Annotated in this window: 1 protein-coding gene; it reads right to left on the bottom strand. The window is 41.0% G+C overall.

Annotated features, from left to right (window positions below; genetic code table 11):
- Nucleotides 1–305: SprB repeat-containing protein (locus Q763_RS16790; RefSeq protein ID WP_035136214.1), on the bottom strand; the 305-nt coding region annotated here is incomplete at both ends.

The raw sequence follows: 305 nt of genomic DNA on the forward strand, positions 1-305 counted from the left end.
CAACCTCACAACCTATACCATCGGTTACTCTAACAGTGTAATCACCTGCAGGCAAGCCAGTGAACACATTAGCCGAACCATATACAAATGCAGGAGAAATTGCGTACTGTAATGTACCTGTACCACCTGAAGCAGTTACTGTAATCTCACCTGTTGACTCACCAAAACATAATACATCAGCAGTAACTGTTGCTGTATCTATTGTTATTGGCTGTAGTGTGTTGATAGTAAATGTTGTTGTTTCAATACATCCGTTAACATGCTGCACATAGGCAGTGTAGTTACCCGGAGCTAAGTTGTTAAAC

This window comes from Flavobacterium beibuense F44-8, assembly GCF_000769915.1.
Classification (GTDB): Bacteria; Bacteroidota; Bacteroidia; order Flavobacteriales; family Flavobacteriaceae; genus Flavobacterium; species Flavobacterium beibuense.